The sequence below is a fragment of the Micromonospora sp. DT46 genome (assembly GCF_049841735.1).
Taxonomy (GTDB): domain Bacteria; phylum Actinomycetota; class Actinomycetes; order Mycobacteriales; family Micromonosporaceae; genus Micromonospora; species Micromonospora reichwaldensis.
The window spans coordinates 360505-383126 of the sequence record NZ_JBNCKW010000002.1 but is presented as its reverse complement, the minus strand read 5'-3'; the positions used below and the strand labels follow the sequence as shown (position 1 = coordinate 383126).

Genomic DNA, 22622 nt, shown 5'->3' with positions numbered 1-22622 from the left:
GACGGATTCAGCGGATGTGGTGGCTGGTGAGAGCGGTGGTACGGGTGCGCTCGTAACGGGCGTCGGCGTGGCAGTCCGTAGTGCAGACCTGCCCGCACGGCTCGCAGAGCGTCACGTCTCGAACGCGGGTGTTGCGACGACGGGAGAACAGCTTGAGCACTACTTCGCCCTTGCCTAGATGTTTTTCGAAGCAGGCCCTACGTTGCACCCTGTTTCGACATCTGTCAACCTAGAGGCATGTCGAAACAAGTGCTGCCGGTGGTGGACCTCCAGGCCGTGGCCTGCTGCTCCCCGATCGCGGTCCGTCCGCTGGAGGCCGAGCAGGCGGCGGTGGTCGCGCCGATGTTCAAGGCGCTGGGCGACCCGATCCGGCTGCGGCTGATGTCGATGATCGCCTCCGTGCCGGAGATCTGCGTCTGCGACCTGACCCCGGCGTTCGACCTGTCCGGGCCGACCATCTCCCACCACCTCAAGGTGCTGCGCGAGGCCGGCCTGGTCGACTCCGACCGTCGCGGCACCTGGGTGTGGTACCGGGCCCGCCCGGAAGCATTTCGGCAGCTCGGCGCGCTGCTGGACCTCCCCGCCGGGTCCGCGCAGGCCACCGCGTGACCCTCACCCTGGCCCGCCGGGCATCGGCTGAGTTCACCGGTACGGCCCTGCTGGTCGCCGCCGTCGTCGGCTCCGGGATCGCCGCCTCCCGGCTCTCTCCCGACGACGTCGGGCTCCAGCTCCTGGAGAACGCGATCGCCACCGCCCTCGCCCTGGGCGCGCTGATCCTCATGTTCGGGCCGGTGTCCGGGGCGCACTTCAACCCGGTCGTCTCCGCCGTCGACTGGTGGCTCGGCCGCCGCGCCGGCACCGGCCTGACCGCCCGCGACCTCGCCGCCTATACCACCGCCCAGACCGGCGGAGCCATCACCGGGGCGGTGCTGGCTGGCCTGATGTTCGACCTGCCGGCCGTGGCCTGGTCGCGTACCGAGCGGACCGGCGGGAACCTGTGGCTGGCCGAGGTGGTCGCCACCGCCGGTCTCGTCGTCCTGGTCTTCGCCCTCGCCCACACCGGCCGCACCTCCGCTGCCCCTGCCGCCGTCGGCGCCTACATCGGCGCGGCCTACTGGTTCACCTCGTCGACCTCGTTCGCCAACCCCGCCGTCACCATCGGTCGCGCGTTCACCGACACCTTCGCCGGCATCGCCCCGGCGTCGGTGCCCGGCTTCGTCGCCGCCCAGCTCGTCGGCGGCCTGGTCGCCGTCGCCGCCCTCGCCGCCTGGTATCCCCACGCCGCCGACTCCGCCGACAACGTCGTCGTGCCGCACCTCGCCCGGGAGAACCGATGACCGCCCCCGCCGGCGCCACCGGCATCACCGTCGCCGCCATGGGCGATCAGCACGCCGACGCCGTGCTGGACATCTACCGGCTCGGCATCGCCACCGGCAACGCCACCTTCGAGACCGAGCCGCCCACTTGGGAGCAGTTCACCGCCAGTCGGCTACCTGGTCACCGCTGGGTGGCCATCGACCCCACCGGCCGGGTCCTCGGCTGGGTCGCCTGCTCCGCCGTCTCCGACCGGTGCGTCTACGCCGGGGTCGTCGAGCACTCCGTCTACGTCCACCCCGACGCCCGCGGCCAGGGAATCGGCCGCCTCCTGCTCGACGCCCTGATCGCCTCCACCGAGCAGGCCGGCATCTGGACCATCCAATCCGGCGTCTTTCCCGAGAACTCCGCCAGCCTCGCCCTGCATGCCGCCTGCGGCTTCCGCACCGTCGGCACCCGCGAACGCGTCGGCCGTCACCACGGAACCTGGCGCGACGTCACCCTCATCGAGCGCCGCAGCCCGAACGTCATCTGATGGGAAGGACATCACCGATGAGCCACAAACCCAGCGTCCTGTTCGTCTGCGTCCACAACGCCGGCCGCTCCCAGATGGCCGCCGCCTGGCTGCGCCACCTCGCCGGAGACACCATCGAGGTCCGCTCCGCTGGCAGCGCACCCGCCGGCCAGATCAACCCCGTCGCCGTCGACGCCATGCGGGAGGTCGGCATCGACATCGTCGACCAGACGCCGGCCCAACTCACCTGGGACACGGCCGAAGCCAGCGACGTCATCATCACCATGGGCTGCGGCGACGCCTGCCCCGTCTTCCCCGGCAAGCGCTACGAGGACTGGAAGCTCACCGACCCCGCCGGCCAACCCCTCGACATCGTCCGCCAGGTTCGCGACGACATCAGGACTCGGGTTACGCAGTTGCTGGTCAGCATCGAGCAACACGGCTGAGCACCCGGGACCATGGCGGGAGCAGGTGACCCTGCGCTCCCTGTCGCCCGGCGCCGGTCTGAGGGATTCAGGCCGCACACCTCAATGCGTGGCTGTGGCGGTTCCGCCGTCAAATGCCTTCGTAGCCGATACATTCCGAGTCGTGGACACACCACCGGGGGAACCCACCTTCTGGGCCCGTACCGCCGCCCGGCCTGCCCCGGGAGGACCGGCGTGAGGGACCTGGAACGCCGTTACCGGCAACTGCTGCGGGCGTATCCCGCCGCGTACCGCCAGGCACGGGGCGGCGAGATCGTCGGCACGTATCTCGACCTGGCCGCGCCCGACCGCCGCTGGCCGTCGATCCTCGACGTGGGGGACGTGCTGGCCGGGGGTGGGCGTGAGCGCCTGCGCGCCGCCGGCGCTGCCGACCTCATACCCGGCGTACGCCTCGCCGCTGTTCTGAGCCACCTGACCGCGACCGCCCTCGCTGGCTTCTGGGCCGCCGCCGAAGTGGTCACCACGCCGGGTATGTGGGGCTCGCCGGCCTTCGGGCCGTTCGCCACCACGGGCATCGTCGTCTGGGCCTGCTGGCTGCTGGCCGCCGTCGTTCATGTTCTCGGGCCGGCCCGGTGGGCCCGCGCCGCGATCGGACTGGCGCTGGTGTCCACCGTCGCCGTGGTACCCGTCGCCGCCCTGTTCGGGCTGCCCCGCCCGTACCTGTTCGTTCTGCTTCCTCAGGCGGCCCTGGGCGTGTTGGCACTGGCACTTCCCTCCCACACGGCGCTACGCCACCGCCTCGTACCCTTGCCGATCGCACTGGGGTCGGCTCTCGTCGCAGTCGGGGTCCTGGCCGGGAAGGGCGCGTGGTTCTACCGGTTCAGCTACGGGGGCGCGTTCCTCCCGGAAACCGGCGCGGTCCTTCTGCTGGCCGCCATGCTCGCCGCGGCCGTGCTGTCCCTGCGCGGCGACGCCCGGGGCATCTGGGCTCTTCTCGTCCTGCTCACTCCCGTCGGACTGCTCGCCCTGGGTCCCCTGACCGAGAACGTCGCGCCCGTGGTCGGCGCCGGCCATGCCGACTTCCGCGTCGGCGCCGGGACCGCCGTCGCCGTCCTTCTCGCGGGCGCGGCGTCTCTGGCCGGGGCGCTCGCAGTCCGGGCACATTCCGGCGCGGCGGCCGACACCCCGGCGGTACCGGTGCGCGAGCGGTGCCCAGCCTGCGGCAGATAGCAGCCACGGGACCGCCGTCCTGAATGCTCCTACCCGGGTTCGTGGCGGAGCTTTGTCGGTCCGTCGTCTCAGCCCTGGCGCGCTGGCGCAGAACGAGTATGGTGGTCGATGTCCGGCCGGGCCTCCTCCCGGGCAGGAGGTCACCCACGGTGAAGGTGGGTACGCCCGGACTCCCGGACCTTCCCCGAATTGCGCGGAAGGTCGCAATCCGCAATGTGCGAAGTGCATGATGCCCACTCAGCCCCCGTGATCAGGGCTCGGTCGGGGCGGCCCGTGGGCCGAACGGCGGAACGTCGCCGACGCTCGGCCCGGCGGTACACGCACCGCTTTTCTGGGTACCTGCCTTGTGGCACGATCGTGGAACCTCCACCATCCCCGTGACACTTCCCCTGCAGGAGCAACCATGTCTCGTCGAAAGCTCGGCCAGCTGCTTGGCTCGCTTTTCGCGCTCGCCGTTCTCGCGAGCGGCGTCCTGGTCGGTGACCTCCAGGGATTCGGAGATCTCCAGACCGCCGACATCATCTGGAACATGCCCGCGCCTCGTTGAGTGACCACCGCTCGATGACGTGACACCGGCGGGCCGGTAAGGGGGCACGGGATGGCGGGTCGTGGCCCCACCGGCCCCCGCTCGACTGAATACGCGTGGCTGATCACCGGGCCGTTGGCCCTGATCGCCATCGTCTGCACGACGGCGGTCGGCTTGGTCGCGCCGCAGCCGTTCGGCGGGTGGTCGCTCGCGCTGCCACTTCTCGTGGCCATGGTGGCCGCCGGGATCCCGGTACTGAACTTCACCGTTCGGCGGCAGTCCCTCGGCGTGACCCTGACCGAGATCCCACTGGTCCTGGCGTTCTATCTCGTCGAACCGCTGACGGTTGTCATGATCTACACGGTCGCGTCGGCCGTGTCGCACCTCAGGCACCGGTTCGGCCCGACGAAGTTCTGGTTCAACGTGGGCCGCGCGGCCGCGGGTTCGTCCCTGGCCGTCCTCGTGCTCCAGGCCCTGCCGCCCGTCGAGGATGTCGGCCCGGCCACCTGGCTCAAGCTGTTCTTTGCGGCCAGCATGGTGAACCTGCTGAGCATGGCCTCGGTCGCCGGCGTGCACACACTGTTGCAGGGCTGGCAGGCGGGCCGGGGCGCGTTCCGGCAGTCGATGCCGGGGCTTCTGGCAGCGATGATCAATATTGCCATCGGCATCATCGTCCTCATCCTCATCGCGGCCACCTGGTGGTCGTTGCTGCTGCTGGGGGCGCTCCTCGTCGCGCTGGCCTTCGTCTACCGGGCGTACGCGCAGTTCTTCCGGCAGCACCGCACCCTCACCGACATGTACGAGCTGAGCCGCGCGGTCAGCGAGAGCGGTGAGTACGGCACGCTGCCCGACGCCCTCCTGGGCCGCGTACGGGCGCTCATGCAGGCCGAGTACGCGACGCTCTGGCTGCCCGCCCAGGGCCGGCACCCCGAGGTGCTGCTGACCGCGCGCAACGACGCCCCCGGTCTGCTCGACTTCGCCAAGACCCCGGCCGCCCTGCGGGAACGGGCCCGGGACGAGGGCCGCACCGTGGCCGTCGGTCGAGGACTGACGACCGACGGCGACCTGCGCGCCCCCCTCTCGACGCACCGGGTCAAGGACGTGATCGTCCTTCCACTGCGGTCCGGCCAGGCGGTCATCGGGACGCTGGAGGTGGCCAACCGGCTGGGGGACAGCAACTACTTCGTCCGCACCGACGTGCCGCTCTTCGAGACGGTGGCGGCGCACGCGGCGGTGGCGTTGGAAAACTCGCGGCTGGTCGACCGGCTCCGGCACGACGCCAGCCACGACACGCTGACCAGGCTGCCGAACCGGCGACGGATCACGGGCGCGCTGGAGGAGGCCGTCAAGATCCGGGCGCCCGGCGAGGTGGTGGCCCTGCTGCTGTTCGACGTCGACCGGCTGCGCCAGGTCAACGAGTCGCTCGGGCACGCCGCCGGCGACAAGGTCCTGGTGGAGGTCGCCAACCGGCTGCGCTCCTGCGTACCCTCGGCGGCCCTGGTCGGGCGGGCCGGCGGGGACGAGTTCCTGGTGACGCTGCGCCTGGAGAGCGCCGAGGCGGCGATGGAGCTGGCCGCGCAGCTGCGCGAGCAGATCCGCGACGAGATGGTCTTCGACGCGCTCACCCTCGACGTGGACACGGCCGTCGGTGTCGCCGTGCACCCCGACCACGGCAGCGACGCCGTCGCCCTGCTGCAACGGGTGGATCTGGCGGCGACGGCGGCCAAGTCCGTGCCGGGCAGCGTGCAGCTGTTCAGCCCGACGCTGGAGTCGCGGTCGCTGCGGCGGCTCGGCCTCGCCGGCGACCTGCGGCGCGCGCTGGACGCCGACGAGCTGGAGGTCTACTTCCAGCCCAAGGTGACGCTGCGCGACCGCCGGCTGGTCGGCGTGGAGTGCCTGGCCCGCTGGGAGCACCCGGCGCACGGCACGGTCGCCCCGGAGGACTTCGTCGCGGTGGCCGAGCACACCGGCCAGCTCGGCCGGTTCACCGAGTTCGTGCTCCGCGAGGGGCTGCGGCGCAGCCGGGACTGGACGCACGCCGGCCAGCCGCTCGCCGTCGCGGTCAACCTCTCCGCGCGTACGCTCACCGACCAGCACTTCCCGGCCCGCGTCAAGGAGCTGCTCGACGAGTACGGCGTGCCGCCGCAGCTGCTCACGCTGGAGATCAAGGAGGCCGGGGTACTGGACGGCACCGACCGGCCCATCCCGACCCTGCGGCGACTGCGGGACCTCGGCGTACGGCTGTCGGTGGACGACTTCGGCACCGGCGACTCGTCCCTGGCCCACCTGCGCCGCCTGCCGGTGCACGAGGTGAAGGTCGACCGCTCCTTCGTGCAGGGCATGGCGACGGACCCGGGCGACCTGGCGATCGTCAACGCGGTGGTCACGCTCTCCCAGCAGTTCGGCCTGGCCGTGGTCGCCGAGGGCGTGGAGAGCGAGCTGACCCTGGAGCTGCTCCAGGACATCGGCTGCGAGATCGGCCAGGGCTTCCTGTTCAGCCGCCCGTTGCCGTACGAGCGGCTGGAGGCCTGGTTCGGCGCCCAGGTGGACCCGGAGACGATCTCCCCGGGGGAGCTGCCCCGGCTGCGGGCCGTGCCCTGAACTGCGGAGACGCGCCTGTGGGGGATCCGATTTCATCTCCGCCGCACGGCCGTGTAATGTATCCCCTGCGCGTCACCCCCCGGGGAGATCGCGCAGGCCCCCTTAGCTCAGTCGGCAGAGCGTCTCCATGGTAAGGAGAAGGTCTACGGTTCGATTCCGTAAGGGGGCTCAGAGGGTCCGGCTGGACCCGCCACGGCGGTGTAGCTCAGATGGTAGAGCAAGCGGCTCATAATCGCTGTGTCGCCGGTTCAAGTCCGGCCACCGCTACTCTCGTCCACCGGGCCAGCTCCCGGCGGTCGGTGGGATGGGCGCCACTGGCGCCCACTTTGCATGTCCGCGCCGTCAGCGCGTAGGCTGATGCGCCGTAGTTGTTACCCGTAGCGAGGAAGGCACTCCGCCGTGGCGAAGGCGACCGATGTCCGGCCGAAGATCACTTTGGCGTGTGTGGAGTGCAAGGAGCGCAACTACATCACGCGCAAGAACCGTCGTAACGACCCCGACCGCATCGAGCTGAAGAAGTTCTGCCCGCGGGACGGCAAGCACACGGTCCACCGCGAGACCCGCTGACCCACGGCCGGCACCGCCGGCCCGGTCCTCAGGCACTTCCCGATCGCCGGTCCGTAGGGACGGCGCGGCTCCGGCCGCCGCCGACCGTACGGATCGGCGATCGGCGTTTGCGTGTAGGTTCGCGGCATGTCCCTGGACCCGTCCTTCGTCGGCCGGACGTATCCGCCGACCGCCCCCTACCAGGTGGGCCGAGAAAAGATCCGCGAGTTCGCCACGGCGATCGGCGCCGCCGATCCGGCCCACCACGATCCGGAGGCCGCCCGCGCGCTCGGCCACCCGGACGTGGTCGCCCCGCCGACCTTCCCCATCGTGCTCACGATGGCGGCCAACCAGCAGATCATCGACGACCCGGCCCTCGGCGTCGACTACAGCCGCGTCGTCCACGGCGACCAGCGCTTCGCCTACGCCCGGCCGGTGGTGGCGGGGGACGAGCTGGTCTGCGTCAGCGTCATCGACGACGTCAGCAGCCGTGGCGGGCACGGCTTCCTGACCACCCGCACCGAGGTCGCCACCCCGGCCGGTGAGCCGGTCGTGACCGTCTGGTCGAAGCTCGTCGTACGCGGGGAGGGCTGAGATGGAACTGCCAGCCAGGACGTTCCGGGTGACGCGCGCGGACCTGGTCCGCTACGCCGGCGCCTCGGGGGACTTCAACCCGATCCACTGGAACGACCGGACCGCCACGAAGGTGGGTCTGCCCGGCGTGATCGCCCACGGCATGTTCACCATGGCGCTGGTCGGCCGCGCGGTGGCGGAGTGGGCCGGGGCGCCCGACGCGATCGTCGACTACAACGTCCGCTTCACCCGGCCGGTGGTCGTCCCGGACGACGACGAGGGCACCGAGATCGAGGTCACGGCCGTGGTCCGGGAGGTCACCGAGGACGGCCTGACCAGGCTCGACGTGACCGCCGTCTGCCGGGGGGAGAAGGTGCTCTCGCAGGCTCGCGCGACCGTCCGGACGGCCCGCTGACCAGGCATCCGACGCGCGAGGGGCAGACCGGTTGGGAAAGTGGTGCCGCTACCCGTACACTGGTCCGCCGTGGGGCAAGTAACCCCTGCACGGTCGTGCATGACCGGGCGGGATGAGCATTGCCGCACAGGGGTGTAGCTCAATTGGCAGAGCAGCGGTCTCCAAAACCGCAGGCTGCAGGTTCAAGTCCTGTCACCCCTGCGCCTCAGGCCTGACCGTTCCCGTGGGTCGCGCCGCCTTACGGCGGCGTCCGGCCCGTGGTGGTGGCATCGGCGGGGTGGCCCCGAGGCATTCGGGTCCTCCCGGCTGATCCGCCGGCCGCGGCCCGTCGCGGGACGGTTGGTCCGGCCGGCGTGACCAAGCGCCGCGCACGCCCGACAGCGTGCGACCCCGACATCCCGCGACGGAGGGCGAAGTGGCCGACAAGAAGCGGCGCGGCGAGGACGCCGGCGACGACCGTCTGCACGACGAGGTCGTCGACGACGTGGCCGATGACGACGCCACCGACGCCGAGGAGCCGGTATCCCGGGGCGGCACCGCGACGCGCTCGCGGGCGAAGGCGGATTCGGCGGACAGCAAGCCGAAGACCAAGGCGGAAACCGACCGGGTCGGTCTGTTCGGCCGCATCGCCCGATTCATCCGCGAGGTCGTGGCGGAACTGCGTAAGGTCATCTGGCCGACCCGCAAGGAGCTGCTGACCTACACGGCCGTTGTGGTCGCCTTCGTCGCGGTGATGCTGACGATCGTGGCCGGCCTTGACTTCGCCTTCGCGAAGGGCGTGCTGTGGGTCTTCGGCAACCCCAGCTGACCGGCCGACTGAGCCGATAGTGACGGAAGTGAGCGAGCGTGCCTGAGTACGACGAGACCGCCGAGACCACGGACGAGCAGTCCACGGTGGCGACGGCGGCTGGTGACGAGTCGGTCGAGGCCGCCAGCGAGCCGGAGTTCCCCACCACCGAGCCCGCGCCGGACGAGGACTACGACCCGGTCGCCGAGCTGCGGCAGAAGCTGCGCTACGCGCCGGGCGACTGGTACGTGGTGCACTCGTACGCCGGCTACGAGAACAAGGTCAAGACCAACCTCGAGACCCGGATCACGAGCCTCGACATGGAGGACTACATCTACCAGGTCGAGGTGCCGACCCGGGAAGAGGTGGAGGTCAAGAACGGGAAGCGGTCGCAGATCCAGGCCAAGGTCTTCCCGGGCTACATCCTGGTCCGGATGGAGCTGACCGCCGAGTCCTACTCCTGCGTGCGCAACACGCCGGGTGTCACCGGCTTCGTGGGCGCGACGGACCGGGCCGACCGCCCGGCCCCGCTCTCCCTCGACGAGGTGCTGAAGTGGCTGGCGCCGGCCGTCGAGACCGAGCAGAAGAAGGCCAAGCCCGAGATCAAGGTCCTCGACTTCGAGGTCGGCGACTCGGTCACCGTCACCGACGGCGCCTTCGCCTCGCTGCCGGCGACGATCAGTGAGATCAACGCCGACCAGCAGAAGCTCAAGGTGCTGGTGTCGATCTTCGGTCGCGAGACGCCGGTGGAGCTGAACTTCAACCAGGTCGCCAAGATCTGACGTCGGGAGCGCCGGCGGTGGGCAGCGGCCCGCCGCCGGCGTACCTGTTCCGCCCCCCGCCCGACCTCGGCGCAGGCGGCGGCGGGACGCTGCGCTACTCTAGAACGTCGCCGCTGTCGCATCGCGCTGACCGTGCGCGCCTGCGGCCGGCACCTTTCCCAGTTCCAAGCCCCAGGAAGAGACATGCCTCCGAAGAAGAAGCTCGTCAAGACTTTCACGCTTCAGCTGAAGGCGGGCCAGGCCACGCCGGCGCCGCCGGTCGGCCCCGCGCTCGGCCAGCACGGCGTGAACATCATGGAGTTCTGCAAGTCCTACAACGCGCAGACCGAGGCTCAGCGGGGCGACATCGTCCCCGCCGAGATCAGCGTCTACGAGGACCGCAGCTTCACCTTCGTCCTGAAGACCCCGCCCGCCGCCCGGCTGCTGCTCAAGGCCGCCGGGGTGGAGAAGGGCTCGGGCGTCCCGCAGAAGGACAAGGTCGGCTCGGTGTCGCAGGCCCAGGTGCGTGAGATCGCCGAGAAGAAGATGGTCGACCTCAACGCCAACGACATCGACCAGGCTGCGAAGATCATCGCCGGCACCGCCCGGTCGATGGGCATCGTCGTCAACGACTGACCTCGGTCACCGCCAGATCCAGTTCGTGGGAGGGCGCGCGTGAAGCCGCGGCCCGCCATAGACCACAGGAGTACGTAGAAAATGCAGCGCAGCAAGAGCTACCGCAAGGCCGCCGAGGTCATCGACCGGTCGAAGCTCTACACCCCCGCCGAGGCCGTGAAGCTGGCCAAGGACACCACCTCCGCCAAGTTCGACGCCACGGTCGAGGTCGCCATGCGCCTCGGCGTCGACCCCCGCAAGGCGGACCAGATGGTCCGTGGCGTGGTCAACCTGCCGCACGGCACCGGTAAGACCGCCCGCGTGATCGTCTTCGCCGCCGGTGCGAAGGCCGAGGAGGCCGTCGCCGCCGGTGCGGACGAGGTGGGCACCGACGAGCTGGTCGCCCGGATCCAGGGCGGTTGGCTCGACTTCGACGCGGCGATCGCCACGCCGGACCAGATGGCCAAGATCGGCCGGATCGCGCGGATCCTGGGCCCGCGCGGTCTCATGCCGAACCCGAAGACCGGCACGGTGACCATGGACGTCACCAAGGCGGTCTCGGACATCAAGGGCGGTAAGATCACCTTCCGGGTGGACAAGCACTCCAACCTGCACCTGATCATCGGCAAGGCCTCGTTCTCCGAGACCCAGCTGATCGACAACTACGCGGCGGTCCTCGACGAGGTCCTGCGGGCCAAGCCGTCCGCCGCGAAGGGCAAGTACCTCAAGAAGGTCACCCTCACCACCACCATGGGCCCGGGCGTCCCGGTCGACCCCAACGTGGTGAAGAACCTGCAGGAGGCTCCGGCCGAGGCCTGAGCATCCGTACCCGTGACGGGGCGTCGCCACATCGTGGCGGCGCCCCGTTCCGTGTCGGTTGTGGCATGCTCGGCCGGTGCGCCTGGAGAACGTCTGGCTGCGCTACCGGCGGCGGGGCCCGTGGGTGCTGCGGGAAGCCGCGGTGCGGATCGGCCCCGGTGAGGTCGTGGTCGTCCTCGGCCGCAACGGTGTGGGCAAGTCGACCCTGCTCCAGGTGGCGGCCGGGGTGCTGCGGCCGAGCCGGGGGCGGGTCACCGGTCGACCCCGGCACGTCGGGTGGGTCCCGGAGCGCTTCCCGGCCGACCAACCCTTCACCGTCGAGCACTACCTGACCGCCATGGGACGTGTCGCCGGCCTCGACCCGGCGGCCGTCGGCCACGCGGTCGACCACTGGACCTCCCGGCTGGGCCTGTCCGGGTTCCGCCGGGTCCGCCTGCCGGAGCTGTCCAAGGGCACCGCCCAGAAGGTCGGCCTGGCCCAGGCGATGCTGCGTCCACCCGGCCTGCTGGTCCTCGACGAGCCGTGGGAGGGCCTCGACGCCGCGACCCGGGACCTCGTGCCCGAGGTGATCGACGAGGTGGCGGCGGCGGGCGGTTCGGTGCTGGTCAGCGACCACCGGGGCGAGATCGCCCGGCTGCCGGGTGCCTGCCGGTGGACGGTGGCGGACGGCACGGTCACCGAGGCCGCCCCGTCGGCGGAGGCGGCGCTGGCGGTGGTCGAGGTCGCGGTCCCGGTGGCGCGGGTCGACGGCACCGTCGCCCGGCTGCGCGCCGAGGGGCACCGGATCCTTCGCGTACGCCGGCCCGCCCGACCCGGCGTGGCCGCCCCGGACGACGCCGAGGGGCCGCCGACGGCGACCGTGGACCCCGCCGCGCCGCCCGTCGCCCGGGCGCCAGAGGCCACGGGCGGGACCACCGGGGGGCCGCGGTGACCGCACTGCTCCGGCTGCGGCTGGCGGGCTTCCTGCGTACGGGACGGGCGCTGGCCCCGCTGCTGGCCGGCCTGGTGGCTCTCGGCGTCCTCTACGGCGGCGGCCGGGCGCAGCCGGGGGAGGCGTACGGCGTCTCGGCGGTGGTGCTCTTCCCGGTGCTCGCCTGGCAGACCAAGGTGCTGCTGGACGTCGAGCCGGACGTGCAGCGCCGGCTGGCGCAGGCGCTCGTCGGGGTGCGCCGGGAGCGACTGGCCGGGCTGCTGGCGGCCGGCGTGGCCGGGCTCGGCACGGTGGCCGTCGCGCTGGTCTTCCCGTGGCTGGTGGGCGGGGTCGCCGGTCCGGTGGGGCCGGGCGACCGGTCGGTGCCGGTGGGGATCGCCGTCGGGCTGTGGGCGCACCTGCTGGCCGTACCCGCGGCGGTGGCGCTCGGGGCGCTGGCCAGCCGCGCCTCCACGGGCAGCGCCGGCTACGGCGTCGCGGTGCTCGCGCTCGGCGGGGTCGGCGCGGTCGCCCTCGGCCTGAGCGGCTCGGTGGCGCCGTGGCTGGCGCCGCCGGTGATGGCCACCGCGCGGGCCGCCGCCGACGGCCTGGTCGCGTCCACGGTGGGCCTGCTCACCGCCTGGGCCGTGGCCTGGAGCGCGGCGGCCGCAGCGGCGTATCTGTGGCGGCGGCGTCACCGACCCTGACCGTCGGCCCCTCGGGGTGCGGGGGAGTGACCCGGCCCACCGGGGGGCGATTTGGTGGTCGCGGGGCTCCTCGCGTAACCTAGGCCGCGAAGTTCCACCCAGAGACCGCTGGTCACCGTGCCCCGGCACGGTCGAAGGTCCCGCGACTACGGGCGACCCGCGCAGGGCGGTAAGCGAAAATCGGTGCTGAGCATGGTCCGCCGACCGTGTCCGTGTGCCGGCCCTCGCCCCGTGCGCCCTGCGCCGGGGCCTTTCTCGTTGTCGTGGCACCTGCGCCCCCGTCGAAAGCTCCGGCCGACGACGGTGACCGGCCTCGAGTAACGAGAGAGGAGGGACATGGCGGACAAGCCGATCCGGGCCGACAAGGCCACGGCCGTCGCTGAGCTGACCGAGAGCTTCCGCAACGCGGGTGCCACGGTGCTGACCGAGTACCGCGGTCTGACGGTTTCCCAGCTCACCCAGCTGCGGCGCTCGCTCGGCAAGGAGACCAGCTACACCGTTGCGAAGAACACGCTCGCGAAGCGTGCCGCGACCGACGCTGGTATCTCCGGCCTCGACGAGATGTTCTCCGGTCCTACCGCGCTGACTTTCGTTTCGGGCGACGTCGTCGAGGCGGCGAAGGGGCTTCGCGACTTCGCGAAGGCCAACCCGAAGCTCGTCATCAAGGGCGGTGTCTTCGAGGGCAAGGCCATTACCGCGGCCGAGGTCACGAAGCTCGCCGACCTGGAGTCCCGTGAGGTGCTGCTGGCCAAGCTGGCCGGCGCGATGAAGGGCAACCTGAGCAAGGCCGCGGCCCTGTTCCAGGCCCCGCTGTCGAAGACCGCCCGTCTGGCGGCCGCCCTGCAGGACAAGCGCGAGAAGGAGGGCGCCGAGGCGGCCTGAGGCCCCGCGGCGCACCCAGTTCTTACCTAACAGATTCAGGAAAGGACGCCAGACATGGCGAAGCTCAGCACCGACGAGCTGCTTGACGCGTTCAAGGAGATGACGCTGATCGAGCTCTCCGAGTTCGTGAAGCAGTTCGAGGAGACCTTCGAGGTCACCGCGGCCGCTCCGGTCGCCGTCGCCGGCCCGGCCGGCCCGGCCGCCGCCGCTCCGGTCGAGGAGGAGAAGGACGAGTTCGACGTCATCCTCGAGGCTGACGGCGGCAAGAAGATCCAGGTCATCAAGGTCGTGCGCGAGCTGACCGGCCTGGGCCTCAAGGAGGCCAAGGACCTGGTCGAGGCCGCTCCGAAGGCCGTCCTGGAGAAGGCCAACAAGGAGACCGCCGAGAAGGCGAAGACCAAGCTCGAGGGCGAGGGCGCCAAGGTCACCCTCAAGTGACCTGACGTACCACCAGGCGCGTGTCCGGCTCGGTGAGCCGGGGCACACCGCGTCACGGCGGGCGGTGATCCGACACTGGATCGCCGCCCGCCTTCGTGGTGGATCCGGCGACAGGGGCGGTGAGCAGGGCGTCGACGCGCCGCCACGGTCGGCGACCGGGCCCCGGGAGTAGCCCGTCGGTGGGAAAGAAGCGGCGACCCGGATGCCGGGCCTTGACGCGGCCCCGCACCGACAGGCACGCTGACACAGCAAGACCTTCCGCGCTTGCAACGGCCACCACTTGGGTAATGGCAGCGGCGACACCATCGGCCGCGGCACCTGAGCGGCCCGGCAGGAACGTCGCGTTCCGAGCGGCCCGGTTCGACCCCGGTTCAGGGGTCCCGAGGCACGTTCCGCGACGACCTGCGGGTTGGGCTGGACAGCGGTTAGCCTCTCGGCTACACTGCTAGTTTGCGCTGCCTTCCGACTTGACCCCTGCTCGGAAATGTCCGTTTACGGATATTTCTGGTGGGGTCATTGGAGTGCACGCGTACCAGCCGTTCTGCAGCACCGGTCCTCGGAAGGACGCATCTTGGCAGCTTCCCGCCCTGCGAAGACCAGTCGTACGTCGAGCGCATTCGCTCCCCGCCGAGTTTCATTCGGCAGGATCACCGAACACCTCGAGGTCCCCAACCTCCTCGCCATCCAGAACGAGTCCTTCGACTGGCTCGTCGGCAACGAGGCTTGGCAGGGCCGGTCGGCGGACGACCCGCACGCACGCTCGGGTCTCGCGGAGATCCTCGACGAGATCAGTCCCATTGAGGACTTCTCCGGCACCATGTCGCTCTCCTTCTCGGCTCCGCGCTTCGACGAGGTCAAGGCCTCGATCGAGGAGTGCAAGGAGAAGGACCTGACCTACTGCGCCCCGCTCTTCGTGACCGCGGAGTTCACCAACAACACCACCGGCGAGATCAAGAGCCAGACGGTGTTCATGGGTGACTTCCCGATGATGACGCCGAAGGGCACCTTCATCATCAACGGCACCGAGCGCGTCGTGGTCAGCCAGCTCGTCCGGTCCCCGGGCGTCTACTTCGACAAGCAGCCGGACAAGACCTCCGACCGCGACCTCACCAGCGTCAAGGTCATTCCCAGCCGGGGCGCCTGGCTGGAGTTCGACATCGACAAGCGCGACACGGTCGGCGTCCGCATCGACCGCAAGCGCCGGCAGGCCGTCACCGTCCTGCTCAAGGCCGTCGGTTGGTCGGCCGAGCGCATCCGCGAGCGGTTCGGCTGGTCCGAGCTGATGATGACCACGCTCGAGAAGGACCACATCGCCGGCGCGGACGAGGCGTTGCTCGACATCTACCGGAAGCTCCGCCCTGGCGAGCCGCCGACCCGCGAGAACGCCCAGACCCTGCTCGACAACCTCTTCTTCAACCCGAAGCGGTACGACGTCGCCAAGGTCGGTCGTTACAAGTTCAACAAGAAGCTCGAGCTGGAGGTGCCGATCACGACCGGCACCCTGACCGAGGACGACATCGTCGCCACCGTGGAGTACCTCTGCCGGCTGCACGCCGGTGAGGACGGCTACGAGGCCGACGACATCGACCACTTCGGCAACCGGCGCCTGCGTACCGTGGGTGAGCTGATCCAGAACCAGGTCCGGGTCGGTCTGTCCCGGATGGAGCGGGTCGTCCGCGAGCGGATGACCACCCAGGACGTCGAGGCGATCACGCCGCAGACCCTGATCAACATCCGTCCCGTGGTGGCGGCGATCAAGGAGTTCTTCGGCACGTCGCAGCTGTCCCAGTTCATGGACCAGACCAACCCGCTGGCGGGCCTGACCCACCGGCGCCGGCTGAGCGCGCTCGGCCCGGGTGGTCTGTCCCGGGAGCGGGCCGGCTTCGAGGTCCGCGACGTGCACCCGTCCCACTACGGCCGGATGTGCCCGATCGAGACGCCGGAAGGCCCGAACATCGGTCTGATCGGCGCGCTGTCCACCTTCGCCCGGGTCAACCCGTTCGGCTTCATCGAGACGCCGTACCGGAAGGTCGTCGACGGTCGGGTCACCGACCAGATCGACTACCTGACCGCGGACGAGGAGGACCGGTTCGTCAAGGCGCAGGCCAACGCGCCGCTGAAGGCCGACGGCACGTTCGCCGAGGACCGGGTCCTGTGCCGCCGTAAGGGCGGCGAGACCGAGGACGTGGTGCCGAGCGCCGTCGACTACATGGACGTGTCGCCGCGGCAGATGACCTCGGTCGCCACCGCGATGATCCCGTTCCTCGAGCACGACGACGCCAACCGGGCGCTGATGGGCGCGAACATGCAGCGCCAGGCGGTGCCGCTGGTCAAGGCCGAGTCCCCGCTCGTCGGCACCGGCATGGAATACCGTGCCGCGGTCGACGCCGGTGACGTGGTCGTCGCCGAGGTCGGCGGCGTCATCGAGGACCTCTGCGCCGACTACATCACCATCCACCAGGACGACGGCCACCGCCGCACGTACCTGCTGCACAAGTTCCGCCGCTCCAACGCCGGCTCCTGTGTCAACCAGAAGCCGGTCGTCTTCGAGGGCGACCGCGTCGAGGCCGGTCAGGTCATCGCCGACGGTCCGTGCACCGACGAGGGCGAGATGGCGCTCGGGCGCAACCTGCTCGTGGCGTTCATGTGCTGGGAGGGCCACAACTACGAGGACGCGATCATCCTGTCGCAGCGCCTCGTGCAGCAGGACGTGCTCACCTCGATCCACATCGAGGAGCACGAGGTCGACGCCCGGGACACCAAGCTGGGCCCGGAGGAGATCACCCGCGACATCCCGAACGTCAGCGAGGAGATGCTCGCCGACCTCGACGAGCGCGGCATCATCCGGATCGGCGCCGAGGTCGTCCCCGGCGACATCCTGGTCGGCAAGGTCACGCCCAAGGGCGAGACCGAGCTGACCCCGGAGGAGCGGCTGCTCCGCGCGATCTTCGGTGAGAAGGCGCGCGAGGTCCGCGACACCTCGCTGAAGGTGCCGCACGGCGAGACCGGCACGGTCATCGGCGTGCGTACCTTCTCCCGCGAGGACGGCGACGAGCTGCCGCCGGGCGTCAACGAGCTGGTCCGGGTCTACGTCGCCCAGAAGCGGAAGATCCAGGACGGCGACAAGCTCGCCGGCCGGCACGGCAACAAGGGCGTCATCTCCAAGATCCTGCCGATCGAGGACATGCCGTTCCTGGAGGACGGCACGCCCGTCGACATCGTGCTCAACCCGCTCGGTGTGCCGTCCCGGATGAACATCGGCCAGGTGCTGGAGACGCACCTCGGCTGGGTGGCGAAGACGGGCTGGAGCGTCGACGGCGACGACGCCGAGTGGAAGCGCCAGCTGCGCTCCATCGAGGCGCACGAGTCGGAGCCGGACACCAACGTGGCCACGCCGGTCTTCGACGGTGCCCGCGAGGAGGAGATCTCCGGCCTGCTGGCGTCGACCCTGCCCAACCGGGACGGCAAGCAGCTGATCGGTTCCACCGGCAAGGCGCAGCTGTTCGACGGTCGCTCCGGGGAGCCGCTGCCGGACCCGATCGCGGTCGGCTACATCTACATCCTGAAGCTCAACCACCTGGTCGACGACAAGATCCACGCCCGGTCGACCGGTCCGTACTCGATGATCACGCAGCAGCCGCTGGGTGGTAAGGCGCAGTTCGGTGGCCAGCGCTTCGGCGAGATGGAGTGCTGGGCGATGCAGGCGTACGGCGCCGCGTACGCCCTGCAGGAGCTGTTGACGATCAAGTCCGACGACGTCCTCGGCCGGGTCAAGGTCTACGAGGCCATCGTCAAGGGCGAGAACATCCCGGAGCCGGGCATCCCGGAGTCGTTCAAGGTGCTGCTCAAGGAGCTGCAGTCGCTGTGCCTCAACGTCGAGGTGCTGTCCAGCGACGGCGTGGCCCTGGAGATGCGCGAGACCGACGACGAGGTGTTCCGCGCCGCGGAGGAGCTGGGCATCGACCTGTCCCGGCGCGAGCCGAGCTCGGTCGAAGAGGTCTGAGGTGAGCGGTCGGGGGCCGGCTCGCCGGCTCCCGACCCCACCCACTAGCTAGCAGTACAGACGACGACATAGGGGACATAGTGCTCGACGTCAACTTCTTCGACGAGCTGCGCATCGGCCTCGCCACCGCTGACGACATCCGTCAGTGGTCGCACGGTGAGGTCAAGAAGCCTGAGACGATCAACTACCGCACCCTGAAGCCGGAAAAGGACGGGCTCTTCTGCGAGAAGATCTTCGGTCCGCAGCGGGACTGGGAGTGCTACTGCGGTAAGTACAAGCGGGTCCGGTTCAAGGGCATCATCTGCGAGCGCTGCGGCGTCGAGGTGACGCGGTCGAAGGTCCGCCGCGAGCGGATGGGGCACATCGAGCTCGCCGCGCCGGTGACCCACATCTGGTACTTCAAGGGCGTGCCGAGCCGGCTGGGCTACCTGCTGGACCTCGCCCCCAAGGACCTCGAAAAGATCATCTACTTCGCCTCGTACGTTGTGACGAGCGTGGACGCCGAGTCGCGTCACCGTGACCTCTCGACGATCGAGAACGAGATCCTGGCCGAGAAGCGGCAGGCCGAGAACAGCCGCGACTCGGAGATCGAGAAGCGGGCCACCAAGCTCGAGGCCGACCTGGCCGAGCTGGAGGCCGAGGGTGCCAAGGCGGACGTCCGGCGCAAGGTCAAGGAGGGCGGAGAGCGCGAGATGCGCCAGATCCGCGACCGGGCCCAGCGCGAGATCGACCGCCTGGACGAGGTGCTGGACACCTTCCGCAAGCTGGAGCCGAAGCAGCTCGTCACCGACGAACTGCTCTACCGCGAGCTGCGGGACCGGTTCGGCGAGTACTTCACCGGCGGCATGGGCGCCGAGGCCATCAAGGCGCTGGTCCAGAACATGGACCTCGACGCCGAGGCCGAGAACCTGCGCGAGACCATCCGCTCCGGCAAGGGCCAGCGGAAGATCCGGGCGCTCAAGCGGCTCAAGGTCGTCGCGGCGTTCCTGAACACCCGCAACTCGCCGCTCGGCATGGTGCTCGACTGCGTGCCGGTCATCCCGCCGGACCTGCGCCCGATGGTGCAGCTCGACGGTGGCCGCTTCGCGACCTCCGACCTGAACGACCTGTACCGCCGCGTGATCAACCGGAACAACCGCCTCAAGCGGCTGATCGACCTCGGCGCGCCCGAGATCATCGTCAACAACGAGAAGCGGATGCTCCAGGAGGCCGTCGACGCGCTGTTCGACAACGGCCGCCGCGGCCGGCCGGTCACCGGGCCGGGCAACCGCCCGCTGAAGTCGCTCTCCGACATGCTCAAGGGCAAGCAGGGCCGGTTCCGGCAGAACCTGCTGGGCAAGCGCGTCGACTACTCCGGCCGTTCGGTCATCGTCGTCGGCCCGAAGCTGAAGCTGCACCAGTGCGGCCTGCCCAAGCAGATGGCGCTGGAGCTGTTCAAGCCGTTCGTGATGAAGCGGCTGGTCGACCTCAACCACGCGCAGAACATCAAGTCCGCCAAGCGGATGGTCGAGCGGCAGCGCCCGGTCGTGTGGGACGTGCTCGAAGAGGTCATCGGCGAGCACCCGGTCCTGCTGAACCGGGCGCCGACCCTGCACCGCCTGGGCATCCAGGCCTTCGAGCCGCAGCTCGTCGAGGGCAAGGCCATCCAGATCCACCCGCTGGTCTGCACCGCGTTCAACGCCGACTTCGACGGTGACCAGATGGCGGTGCACGTGCCGCTGTCCGCCGAGGCCCAGGCCGAGGCGCGGATCCTGATGCTGTCGTCGAACAACATCCTCAAGCCGGCCGACGGCAAGCCCGTCACCATGCCCACCCAGGACATGGTCATCGGCCTCTACCACCTCACCCACCTCACGGCGGGCGAGAAGGGCGAGGGCCGGGCGTTCAGCTCGGACGCCGAGGCGCGGATGGCGTACGACAACGGCGAGCTGCACCTGCAGGCCCCGGTGAAGATCCGCCTGCGTGGCGTGGTCGGGGTCGACAACGGCGCCGGCGCTGAGGCGTGGACCGCCCCGGAGGGCTGGGTCGAGGGCGAGCCGCTGACCGTCGAGACGACCCTCGGTCGGGTGCTGTTCAACGAGACGCTGCCGCAGGGCTACCGCTTCGTGAACTACGAGATCCGCAAGGGTCAGCTCTCCGCGATCGTCAACGACCTCGCCGAGCGCTTCCCCAAGGTGGCGCTGGCCGCCACCCTGGACGGGCTCAAGGAGGCCGGCTTCCACTGGGCCACCTGGTCCGGCGTGACGATCGGCATGGAGGACGTCATCGCCCCGCCGCGCAAGCGGGAGATCCTGGAGCGGTACGAGAAGGAAGCCGACCAGATCGACAAGCAGTACCAGCGCGGTCTGATGACCCCGGAGGAGCGTCGCGGCGAGCTCATCCAGATCTGGACCAAGGCGACCAACGAGGTTGCCAAGGAGATGGACACCGCTCTGCCGCAGGAGAACCCGCTGTGGAAGATGATCAACTCGGGTGCTCGCGGTAACCTCCTCCAGCTCCGGCAGATCGCGGCGATCCGTGGTCTGGTGGCCAACCCGAAGGGCGAGATCATCCCGCGGCCGATCAAGGCCAGCTACCGGGAGGGTCTGTCCGTGCTGGAGTACTTCATCTCCACGCACGGTGCCCGTAAGGGTCTCGCGGACACCGCCCTGCGTACCGCCGACTCGGGTTACCTGACCCGTCGTCTGGTGGACGTCTCGCAGGACGTCATCATCCGCGAGGAGGACTGCGGCACCGACCGCGCCATCCCGATGCAGATCGGCGAGCGGATCGACGGCAAGCTGGTCGTGCACGAGCACGCCGAGACCAGCGTGCACGCCCGGACGCTGGCCGACGACATCAAGGGGCCGGACGGCGTCGTCGTCGCCGAGCGGGGTCAGGACATCAACTCGATCCTGGTCGACAAGATCGTCGCCGCCGGGACGGAGACGGTCCGGGTGCGCAGCGTGCTCACCTGCGAGTCGAAGCTGGGCGTCTGCGGTGCGTGCTACGGCCGCTCGCTGCCGACCGGCAAGACCGTGGACGTCGGCGAGGCGGTCGGCATCATCGCCGCCCAGTCGATTGGTGAGCCCGGCACGCAGCTGACGATGCGTACCTTCCACACCGGTGGCGTCGCGGGTGAGGACATCACCCAGGGTCTGCCCCGTGTCCAGGAGATCTTCGAGGCCCGGGTCCCGAAGGGCAAGGCGCCCATCGCCGACACCCCGGGTCGGATCCGGATCGAGGACGGCGAGCGCTCGCGGAAGATCATCGTGGTGCCGGACGACGGCAGCGACGAGATCGTCTACGACAAGATCTCCAAGCGGGTCCGGCTGCGGACCCACGACGGCGGTCACGTCGCGGTCGGCGAGAAGCTGACCGAGGGCACCATCGACCCGCACGAGCTTCTGCGGATCATGGGTCCGCGTGCGGTCCAGGTCCACCTGACCAGTGAGGTCCAGGAGGTCTACCGCTCGCAGGGTGTGCTCATCCACGACAAGCACATCGAGATCATCATCCGCCAGATGCTCAAGCGGGTGACGGTCATCGACTCCGGCTCGACCGAGTTCCTGCCGGGCGTGCTGGTCGACCGGGCGCTGTTCGAGTCGGAGAACCGCCGACTCGTCTCCGAGGGCGGCGAGCCCGCCGCCGGCCGCCCGGTGCTGATGGGTATCACCAAGGCCTCGCTGGCCACCGACTCCTGGCTCTCGGCGGCCTCCTTCCAGGAGACCACCCGGGTGCTGACCGACGCGGCGATCAACTCGCGCAGCGACTCGCTCGTCGGCCTCAAGGAGAACGTGATCATCGGTAAGCTCATCCCGGCCGGTACGGGCATCAGCAAGTACCGCAACGTCCGGGTCGAGCCGACCGAGGAGGCGAAGGCCAAGGTCTACTCGATGACCGGCTACCCGGAGACCGACTACGGCTTCGGGCCGGCCAGCGGCCAGGCGGTTCCGCTGGACGACTTCGACTTCGGGTCGTACCGCTAAGCAGCACGATCGACGAGGCCCCCGGCACGCGCCGGGGGCCTCGTCGCGTCCCGGGGCCGGGGTGGCCCGTGCGGGCGCCGCGGCGGAGCGCACCGGGGCATGATGGGGGCATGACGACCGCACCCGGGCAGGCGCCCGTCGCCCAGCCGGGGCTGCCCCGCCATCCGCTCGACCCGGACCCGGCCCGGGCCACCAAGGCGCGGGCGGTCTTCGCACTCGGCCTGATCGGCGCGCTGACCGGCCTGTTCATCGGCGGCGTGGTGCCGGCCACGGTGGCGCTCCAGCTCGCCCGCCAGGCGCGCCGGGAGGCGTACGCCTCGGGGGGTTTCCTGACCGGCTCCGCCTGGCTGCGGCGGGGGGAGCGGCTGGCCTGGACGGGCCTGGTGCTCGTCGCCGTCAGCGTGGTGGCCGCGGTGGTGCTCGGGGTGGTCCGGCTCGCCGACACGCCCTACGGGCAGGACTTCGCACCGAACATGGACTGACCGACCGCCCGAGCGGAACGGGTCTCGCGCCGGGCGCGGGCCGTCGGGCCGGCGGCGGTAGCCTGGCCCGGTGTCCGTCGCGCGGCGGTGGACGCCGAGACGTCGA

General features: G+C 70.3%; 20 protein-coding genes, 3 tRNA genes and 1 pseudogene. All 24 read left to right on the top strand.

From position 1 onward, the window contains the following. Positions 1–237: 237 nt before the first annotated feature. Positions 238–609, top strand: coding sequence for an ArsR/SmtB family transcription factor (locus ACLQ20_RS06075; RefSeq protein WP_151453828.1), 372 nt, complete (start codon positions 238–240; stop codon positions 607–609). Next, a pseudogene (locus tag ACLQ20_RS06070) lies at positions 606–1313 on the top strand (aquaporin); the annotation flags it as partial. The gene ACLQ20_RS06075 and the pseudogene ACLQ20_RS06070, both read left to right, overlap by 4 nt. A gap of 20 nt (positions 1314–1333) precedes the next feature. After that, positions 1334–1849 carry a GNAT family N-acetyltransferase gene (locus ACLQ20_RS06065; protein WP_151453830.1) on the top strand — a complete coding sequence of 172 codons (516 nt, stop codon included), beginning with the start codon at positions 1334–1336 and terminating at the stop codon, positions 1847–1849. 17 nt (positions 1850–1866) lie between these two features. Then, complete coding sequence (locus ACLQ20_RS06060) at positions 1867–2274, top strand: arsenate reductase ArsC (protein WP_151453831.1); 408 nt, start codon at positions 1867–1869, stop codon at positions 2272–2274. 213 nt (positions 2275–2487) lie between these two features. After that, positions 2488–3483: a hypothetical protein gene (locus ACLQ20_RS06055; RefSeq protein WP_425854473.1), complete on the top strand. Its 996-nt coding sequence runs from the start codon at positions 2488–2490 to the stop codon at positions 3481–3483. A gap of 403 nt (positions 3484–3886) precedes the next feature. Next, positions 3887–4030, top strand: coding sequence for a hypothetical protein (locus ACLQ20_RS06050; RefSeq protein WP_165947696.1), 144 nt, complete (start codon positions 3887–3889; stop codon positions 4028–4030). Between the two features lie 51 nt (positions 4031–4081). Continuing rightward, positions 4082–6610: a putative bifunctional diguanylate cyclase/phosphodiesterase gene (locus tag ACLQ20_RS06045; protein ID WP_151453319.1), complete on the top strand. Its 2529-nt coding sequence runs from the start codon at positions 4082–4084 to the stop codon at positions 6608–6610. A gap of 96 nt (positions 6611–6706) precedes the next feature. Then, positions 6707–6779 (top strand) — tRNA-Thr (locus ACLQ20_RS06040). 25 nt (positions 6780–6804) lie between these two features. Then, positions 6805–6877, top strand: a tRNA-Met gene (locus ACLQ20_RS06035). 132 nt (positions 6878–7009) lie between these two features. Next, complete coding sequence (gene rpmG / locus ACLQ20_RS06030; protein WP_013288652.1) at positions 7010–7177, top strand: 50S ribosomal protein L33; 168 nt, start codon at positions 7010–7012, stop codon at positions 7175–7177. A gap of 126 nt (positions 7178–7303) precedes the next feature. After that, a complete protein-coding gene (locus ACLQ20_RS06025; RefSeq protein ID WP_151453320.1) occupies positions 7304–7750 on the top strand; it encodes a MaoC family dehydratase N-terminal domain-containing protein in 447 nt (148 codons plus the stop codon). A gap of 1 nt (position 7751) precedes the next feature. Then, positions 7752–8144, top strand: a complete 393-nt coding sequence (locus ACLQ20_RS06020) for a MaoC family dehydratase (protein WP_132230891.1) — start codon at positions 7752–7754, stop codon at positions 8142–8144. A 128-nt stretch (positions 8145–8272) separates the two neighbouring features. Continuing rightward, a tRNA-Trp gene (locus tag ACLQ20_RS06015) sits at positions 8273–8345 on the top strand. 214 nt (positions 8346–8559) lie between these two features. Further along, complete coding sequence (gene secE / locus ACLQ20_RS06010; protein WP_088998337.1) at positions 8560–8952, top strand: preprotein translocase subunit SecE; 393 nt, start codon at positions 8560–8562, stop codon at positions 8950–8952. A gap of 38 nt (positions 8953–8990) precedes the next feature. Next, on the top strand, positions 8991–9713 hold the full coding sequence (gene nusG / locus ACLQ20_RS06005) for a transcription termination/antitermination protein NusG (protein ID WP_088998338.1): 723 nt from the start codon (positions 8991–8993) through the stop codon (positions 9711–9713). A 183-nt stretch (positions 9714–9896) separates the two neighbouring features. Next, positions 9897–10328, top strand: coding sequence for a 50S ribosomal protein L11 (gene rplK, locus ACLQ20_RS06000; RefSeq protein WP_151453321.1), 432 nt, complete (start codon positions 9897–9899; stop codon positions 10326–10328). An 81-nt stretch (positions 10329–10409) separates the two neighbouring features. Beyond that, complete coding sequence (gene rplA / locus ACLQ20_RS05995; RefSeq protein WP_132230893.1) at positions 10410–11126, top strand: 50S ribosomal protein L1; 717 nt, start codon at positions 10410–10412, stop codon at positions 11124–11126. A gap of 76 nt (positions 11127–11202) precedes the next feature. Continuing rightward, positions 11203–12057 carry an ATP-binding cassette domain-containing protein gene (locus ACLQ20_RS05990; protein ID WP_425854471.1) on the top strand — a complete coding sequence of 285 codons (855 nt, stop codon included), beginning with the start codon at positions 11203–11205 and terminating at the stop codon, positions 12055–12057. Further along, positions 12054–12743 carry a hypothetical protein gene (locus ACLQ20_RS05985; protein WP_327029605.1) on the top strand — a complete coding sequence of 230 codons (690 nt, stop codon included), beginning with the start codon at positions 12054–12056 and terminating at the stop codon, positions 12741–12743. The genes ACLQ20_RS05990 and ACLQ20_RS05985 overlap by 4 nt, the downstream gene beginning before the upstream one ends. A 336-nt stretch (positions 12744–13079) precedes the next feature. Next, entirely contained in the window at positions 13080–13625 is a 546-nt protein-coding gene (gene rplJ, locus ACLQ20_RS05980; protein WP_132230896.1) for a 50S ribosomal protein L10, read from the top strand. 54 nt (positions 13626–13679) lie between these two features. Then, the gene (gene rplL / locus ACLQ20_RS05975) at positions 13680–14063 is read left to right on the top strand and encodes a 50S ribosomal protein L7/L12 (protein ID WP_132230897.1); all 384 of its coding nucleotides are present in this window, start codon (positions 13680–13682) and stop codon (positions 14061–14063) included. Positions 14064–14634: 571 nt separating this feature from the next. Next, positions 14635–18066 (top strand): DNA-directed RNA polymerase subunit beta, encoded by a 3432-nt coding sequence (locus tag ACLQ20_RS05970; RefSeq protein WP_132230898.1) that lies wholly within the window; start codon positions 14635–14637, stop codon positions 18064–18066. 80 nt (positions 18067–18146) lie between these two features. Beyond that, complete coding sequence (locus ACLQ20_RS05965; RefSeq protein WP_151453324.1) at positions 18147–22034, top strand: DNA-directed RNA polymerase subunit beta'; 3888 nt, start codon at positions 18147–18149, stop codon at positions 22032–22034. A 110-nt stretch (positions 22035–22144) separates the two neighbouring features. Continuing rightward, positions 22145–22516 carry a hypothetical protein gene (locus ACLQ20_RS05960; protein ID WP_132230900.1) on the top strand — a complete coding sequence of 124 codons (372 nt, stop codon included), beginning with the start codon at positions 22145–22147 and terminating at the stop codon, positions 22514–22516. Positions 22517–22622 lie beyond the last annotated feature (106 nt).